Annotated in this window: 6 protein-coding genes; 4 read left to right on the top strand and 2 right to left on the bottom strand. The window is 72.6% G+C overall.

Annotated elements, in window-relative coordinates:
• Positions 1-2,610: M1 family aminopeptidase (locus D7V80_RS14385; protein WP_233585349.1), on the top strand; the 2,610-nt coding region annotated here is incomplete at its 5' end.
• Between the two features lie 12 nt (positions 2,611-2,622).
• Here D7V80_RS14385 and D7V80_RS14380 read toward each other — a convergent pair.
• Positions 2,623-3,351, bottom strand: coding sequence for an alpha/beta hydrolase (locus D7V80_RS14380; RefSeq protein ID WP_120588694.1), 729 nt, complete (start codon positions 3,349-3,351; stop codon positions 2,623-2,625).
• A 223-nt stretch (positions 3,352-3,574) separates the two neighbouring features.
• On the opposite strand from D7V80_RS14380, the gene D7V80_RS14375 reads away from it, so the two are divergent.
• The 3 genes from D7V80_RS14375 to D7V80_RS14370 all read left to right on the top strand — a co-directional run bounded on the left by D7V80_RS14375 (position 3,575) and on the right by D7V80_RS14370 (position 5,844).
• Positions 3,575-5,227, top strand: coding sequence for a PAS domain S-box protein (locus D7V80_RS14375; protein WP_233585347.1), 1,653 nt, complete (start codon positions 3,575-3,577; stop codon positions 5,225-5,227).
• Positions 5,116-5,517: a cell wall metabolism sensor histidine kinase WalK gene (locus D7V80_RS42745; protein ID WP_233585351.1), complete on the top strand. Its 402-nt coding sequence runs from the start codon at positions 5,116-5,118 to the stop codon at positions 5,515-5,517. The genes D7V80_RS14375 and D7V80_RS42745 overlap by 112 nt, the downstream gene beginning before the upstream one ends.
• Positions 5,518-5,661: 144 nt before the next feature.
• Entirely contained in the window at positions 5,662-5,844 is a 183-nt protein-coding gene (locus tag D7V80_RS14370; RefSeq protein WP_120588693.1) for a hypothetical protein, read from the top strand.
• Positions 5,845-5,868: 24 nt separating this feature from the next.
• Here D7V80_RS14370 and D7V80_RS14365 read toward each other — a convergent pair whose 3' ends face one another.
• Positions 5,869-6,399: a TspO/MBR family protein gene (locus D7V80_RS14365; protein WP_120588692.1), complete on the bottom strand. Its 531-nt coding sequence runs from the start codon at positions 6,397-6,399 to the stop codon at positions 5,869-5,871.
• Between the last annotated feature and the right edge of the window lie 88 nt (positions 6,400-6,487).

The raw sequence follows: 6,487 nt of genomic DNA, 5'->3' as shown, positions 1-6,487 counted from the left end.
CCTATGCGCTGCTGCCACCGCCACGCCCCTGCCGCCGCCGGGTCCTCCGACCCGCATCCGTTCAGCCTCCCCGGCGCCACCGAGCACTACGCCGCGCCCCGCCCCGTGCGCGCCGAGCACGTGCGCATCGAGCTGGACCTGGACTTCGCCCAGCGCGCCCTGGCCGGCACCTGCACCACCCGCGTGTCCGCCGTCCGCACCGTGTCCACCGTCACCTTCGACGCCGTGGACCTGGACGTCACCGAGGCCCGCGTCGACGGCCGCTCCGTCCCCTTCTCCAACTCCGGCGCGCACGTGCGCGTGGAGCTGCCCCGCGCGCTCGAAGCCGGCCAGGCGTGTGACGTCGCGCTCACCTACCGCGCCCGCCCCCGCCGCGGCCTCTACTTCTGGGGCCCCGACGCGGGCTACCCCGACCGCCCGCTCCAGGCATGGACTCAAGGGCAGGACATCGACGCGCGCTGCTGGTTCCCCTGCCTGGACACGCCCGCGCAGAAGGCCACGTCGGAGGTCATCGCCACCTTCCCGGCACACATGACGTCGCTGTCCAACGGCGTGCTCGTCAGCGACGTCACCACCGGCGAGCGGCGCACCCAGCACCACCGCATGGCGCAGCCGCACGCGCCCTACCTCGTCACGCTGGTGGTGGGCGAGTTCGACGAGGCCACCGACACCGCCGGCCCCACGCCGCTGCGCTACCTGTTCCCCAAGGGCCGCCGCGAGGACGCGCTCCGGTGCGTGGCCCGCACGCCGCAAATGATCGCCGCGTACGAGTCCATCACCGGTGAGCCCTACCCGTGGAGCGGCTACGCGCAGGTGTTCGTCACGGAGTTCATCCTGGGCGGCATGGAGCACACCACCGCGACCACGCTGGTGGACACCGTGCTGCACGACGCGCGGGCGCACCTGGACTACAACGCCGAGCCGCTCATCTCCCACGAGCTGGCGCACCAGTGGTTCGGCGACCTGCTCACCTGCCGCGACTGGCCCCACGGCTGGCTCAACGAGGGCTTCGCCACCTACTTCGAGGTGCTCTGGAAGGAGCGCGGCGACAACCGGGACGAGGCCGACCACCACCGGGCGCTCGACCTGGAGGCCTACCTCTCCGAGACGCGCGAGCGCTACGCGCGCCCCATCGTCGCCCGGAAGTTCCAGGCGCCCATGGACCTGTTCGACCGCCACCTCTACGAGAAGGGCGGGCTGGTGCTCCACGAGCTGCGCCGCCGCGTGGGGGAGGACCTCTTCCTGCGCGCCCTGCGCCACTACGTCGCGTCCCACCGCCACGGCGTGGTGGAGACGGTGGACCTGGCGCGCGCCTTTGAAGCAGCCACCGGCCACAACCTGGACCCGGTCTTCGACCAGTACGTCTTCTCCCCCGGTCACCCGGAGCTGAAGGTGGAGGTCCGCTACGAGGCGGACGACGCGCGCCTGCGCATCACCGTGCGCCAGACGCAGCGCACGGATTCGGGCACGCCCGTCTTCCGCCTGCCGCTGGAGGTGGCCGTCACGGTGAACGGCGAGGACACGCGCCACCGGTTGGAGCTCACGGACGCGGAGCACCGCTTCCACCTGCCCTGCCCCGCCGCGCCCACACAGGTGCGCGTGGATCCGCGCCGCGACGTGCTGGGCACGCTGGACGTGGACAAGGCCGTGGGGCTGTGGCGCGAGGAGCTGGCGAATGCCCCGGAGGCCCGCGCGCGCACGGAGGCCGCGCACGCGCTGGGCAAGGACGGAGGCCTGCGCTCGGTGGAGGCGCTGGGCCGCGCGCTGAAGGACGCGAAGCTGTTCTGGGCCACCCGCGCCGCGTGCGCGAAGGCCCTGGGCCGCATCCGCACGCCGGAGGCCCGCGCGCTCCTGCTGGACGCGGTCGCCACCGAGCACCCGCGCGTGCGCCGCGCCGCCGTCGCCGCGCTGGGCGAGTTCCGCCACGACGTGGAGGCGGCCGGGAGCCTGCGCGCGCTGCTGGAGGCCGGGGACGCCAGCTACTTCGTGGAGGCGGAGGCCGCCCGGGCCCTGGGCCGCGTGCGCGCGCCGGATGCGCTGCCCCTGCTGGAGGCCGCCACCGCGAGGCCGTCGTTCCAGGACGTCATCGGCGCGGGCGCGATGGACGGGCTCGCGGAGACGCAGGACCCCGCCGCGTTCCCGGTGGCCGTGGCACGCACCGCGTACGGCCAGCCCGCGTTCCTGCGCCGCGCGGCCGTGAGCACCGTGGCGAAGCTGGCGGAGGTGGCGAACCGCAAGCGCGAAGCGGTGGACCTGTTCGCGCAGCTCCTGCGTGACCCGCAGTTCCGCGTGCAGCTGGCCGTCTGCGACGCGGCCTCCACGCTGGGCGACCGCCGCCTGCTGCCCGCGCTGGAGGGCACGACCTTCAGCGACCCGCGCACCCGCCGCTACGCCCGCGAGGCCGTGCGCGCCCTGCGCGAAGGCGCGCCCCAGGCCCGTGAAGTCGCCTCGCTGCGAGAGGAACTGGACGCGCTCAAGCAGGAGACGCGCACCCTGCGCGAGAAGCTGGAGACGCTCACGCTGAACGCGCAGCCGGCCGCCCCCACGCGGAAGCCCGTGCGCAAGCAAGCAGCGAAGCGCGGCCGCACGCCGCCCAAGCGTCGTCGCTGAGCCTCAGCGGCTTCAGTCGGTCTGCCCCTGCAATGACTGGCGCAGGAACACGCGCCAGTCCTCGAGCAACGCGGGCGACACGTCGTGGCCCAGGTCCGGGTAGGTCCGCAGGTCGATGGGGACGCCCTGGCCTTGCAGCTCCGTGACCCGCTCGCGCGTGTGCTGCACGGGGATGATGGCGTCCTGCTCTCCCTGGAGCACCCGCACCTTCCGCGACGCAGGCTGCTCCTGGCCCGGGTCGCCCAGCAGCCGCGTCCCCATGGGCACCGCCGCGTCCACCAGCTCCGGGTGCCGGATGGCCAGCATCCACGCCAGGTCTCCTCCGTAGGAGAACCCCGTCACCACGACGCGGCGGAGCTCCGGATGCGCCGCCCGGACCTCGCGAATCAGCTCCGCGAGCCGCTCCGCCATGCGCTCCACGTCCTCCGTCTTCCCCTCCCACGTCTTCTCCTCGTGGTCGGCCTGGAACCACGTGAAGCCGTCACGGCGGGGCCTCGGCCCCTGGGGCAGCAGCGTGCGCACCGGGATGCCCAGCGACTGGACGGGCGCGTCCCAGAACGCGGGCGTGGACCCGGAGAAGTGCAGGGCCACGAGCAGCGCCTCGGGCTTCGGAGCGCCCACCGCCTCGCTCTTGTAGACGAGCGGGCCTGGCACCGCCTGAGGCGTGCCCCGGGTGCCGGCACAACCCATCCCCAGCAAGGACACGGCGAGCAGCACGGCGGCGGTTCGGGGTTCGCGCATGCCCCCTCCTGTACCCGTCCGCCCGCCCGGCCTCCAGGGGTGCTGTCATCACCCGGTCCCCGGCATCACCGCGCCGCTCCGGCCCACAGTGTGTACCTGTAGGCAAAGGGAACGCGCACGGGCGCCAAGACGCGCGCCCGCCAACGCCGGGGAGCCCCCACCGCCCGGCAGGGCCGGCCACGCGGCGAAAAGAGCGCGTGCCGGTTCCCACCAGGAGCGAGGCATGGCCGGAGGAGCCGCACGGGAGCTGGAAGCCATCTTGGACGCCGCGGTGGACCCCTTCATCGCGTGTGGTCCGGATGAGCGCATCCTGCACATCAACGCGGCCACGGAGCGGCTGCTGGGCTGGGACCGCGAGCAGCTCGTGGGCAGGCCCATCACCGACCTCTTCCCGCCCCGCCTGCACCGCTTCCACGGCCTCAGCCTGCCGCGCTACCTGCTGTCGCGCCGCAAGGCGCTCGGCGGGCGGCCCACGCGCGTCTTCGCCCGGCGGCGGGACGGCGTGGAGCTACAGGTGGAAGTCACCGTGGGCGCCACCGGCCTGGACGGGGATGAGCGCATCGTCTTCACGCTGCGCCGGATGCATGAGGTCGTCGACTCGCTGGAGGAGCCGGTGGAGCGCATCCCCGGCGGCCCCCGCCCGGCCTCGCATCAGGAGACGGTGGACCGGCTCTACCGGCTGCTCGTGGAGAACGCGCCCCTGGGCATCTTCCACTTCGACCGCACCCCCGTCATCACCGCGTGCAACAACCTCTTCTCGAACTTCATCGGCACGTCGAAGCGCAACCTGGTGGGCCTGCACCTGCTCACGCTGCGCGACGAGAGCATCATGACCTGCGTGCGCGAGTCGCTCGCCGGCCGGCCCTGCGACTACGAAGGCGACTACCGCGCGCTCACCACCGGCAAGGTCATCCCCGTGCGCATCCGCTTCGCCCCCTGCTACGCCGAGGACGGCACCGTGGAGGGCGGCGTCGGCATCGTGGAGGACATCACCGAGCGCCGCCGCGTGGAGGCCGAGCGCGAGGAGAACCTGGCCCAGCTGGACCTGCTCGTGCGCAGCGCGCCGGTGGGCATCGGCTTCCTGGACACGAACCTGCGCTACGTGCGCGTCAACGAAACGCTCGCGCGCATCAACGGCATCCCGGCGGAGGACCACCCGGGCCGCACGCTGCCGGAGCTGCTCGGAGAGCCGGGCACCATCGCGGAGCAGGGGCCCCGCCAGGTGCTGCGCACCGGCGAGCCGCTGGTGGAGCAGGAGTCCGTCTCCGACGAGGACCTGGGCGTCCCCGGCCCCCGGCGCTGCTTCCGGGGCAGCTTCTATCCCGTGCGCACCCCCGACGGGCGCGTCCTGGGCGTGGGCGTCCTCATCGAGGACATCACCGAGCGCAGGCGCGCGGAGGAGGAGCGCGCGCACCTGTACCGCGAGGCCCAGGAGGCCATCCGCGTGCGCGACGACTTCCTCTCCATCGCGAGCCACGAGCTGAAGACGCCGCTGACGCCCCTGAGCCTGCGCCTGGCCACGCTGGAGCGCCGCCTGGAGCGCGGCGAGAACCTGGACCCCAGCGTGCTGCGCCACGCACGCCACCAGCTCACGCGCCTCACCGGCCTCATCAACGACCTGCTGGACGCCTCGCGCATCGAGGCCGGCCGGCTGGCCCTGCACCCGGAGTCCACCCGCCTAGACCTGCTGGTGGAGCACACGCTCGCCGGCATGGAAGGCCAGAAGGGCAACCACACCTTCGACTTCGCCCCCCCCAGGAGCCCATCTCCGTCCACGGCGACACGTTCCGGCTGGAGCAGGTCATCTCCAACCTGCTGGAGAACGCGCTCAAGTACAGCCCCGACGGCGGCACCATCCGCGTGCGGCTGTCCCTGACGGACGACGTCGCGGTGCTCTCCGTGACGGACCCGGGCATCGGCATCCCGGAGGACCAGCAGCAGCAGCTCTTCGACCGCTACTTCCGCGCGCGCAACGCCTCCACCCGCTCCTACGGCGGGCTGGGCCTGGGCCTCTACATCAGCCGCGACATCGTGGAGCGCCACGGCGGCCGCATCTGGGTGGAGAGCGTGCCGGGCCGGGGGTCCACCTTCTACGTCGCGCTGCCGACACTCGCCTCCGTGCGGCCCGCCCTCCCGCAGGTGTGGCCTGATCGCCACCTTCACTGAAGCCGCGGTCGCCCCCCACCTGAAAGAACTTCAGCCCCGCCTCTCCGCCCCCGACGAAGGCTCCATGCAAAGGGCTGGAATCCCACGCTCATAGGCCCTGGCACGCCCCCTGCTCTACCCGGGTGCACGGGAGGGAGAAGAGCCATGGAGAACATGACGATGACGAGCGAGTCCCCTGTCAGCCAGGACAATGACGGGTGGATCGTCCGGGTGAAGGTCGGCGGACGCATCCAGGAAGTGCGCTGCACCTCGGAGAACCAGGCGCGCTACTTCGCCGCGGTGCTGTCCTTCAACAACGCGGTTCCCCCCTCGCGCATGCGCAACTAGCGCGCGAGGAGGGAGCGCCCGGCGTCAGGCATTGCGCCGGGCGATGTCGGTCGACAGCACGTTGGCGAAGGACACCCAGCCCAGGTACGGCGCCATGAACCACGGCGCCTTGCGGTCCACGCGGCTGGCGGCGGCGGTATACGCCGCGATGCTGCCCAGGAGCGCCCAGTTCTCCACCGCGGCGGCCTTGAGCTGGCGCTTGCGGAAGAACAGGTGGGACCACGCGGTGTTGAGCCCCAGCTGCATGAACCACAGGCCCAGCGCGCGCGAGCGCTCCGCTCCCGCGGGCGAGCCCCAGATGCGCCAGCCCGAGACGGCGATGAGCCCGTAGAGCGCCGTCCACACTGGCCCGAAGGCCTGCCGCGGCGGTTGGTAGGGCGGCTTCTTCAAGTGCTTGTACCAGCGGCCATTCACGGCCTCGCGGGTGCTGCGCGCGTTGAGGAAGACCGCGCCCGCGGTGAGCGCGCTGAAGGCACCCAGCGCCACCAGCGATTCACGGTTGAGCGTGGCGTTGTGTTCCAGGCCCTCGGAGCCTCCCAGCTCGCTGAGCTGCATGTCGTTCCTCCAGACGTGACGAAGCCGTTGTGCGAGCCCACAAGCTGTGTCCTCGCACAACGGCCTGCCATGTCCGCCTGCCTGCTCG

It is taken from the genome of Corallococcus sp. CA054B, from assembly GCF_003611625.1.
GTDB lineage: Bacteria > Myxococcota > Myxococcia > Myxococcales > Myxococcaceae > Corallococcus > Corallococcus coralloides.
Note: the sequence above shows the minus strand (reverse complement) of the source record. Positions and strands in the feature narration are given on the sequence as shown.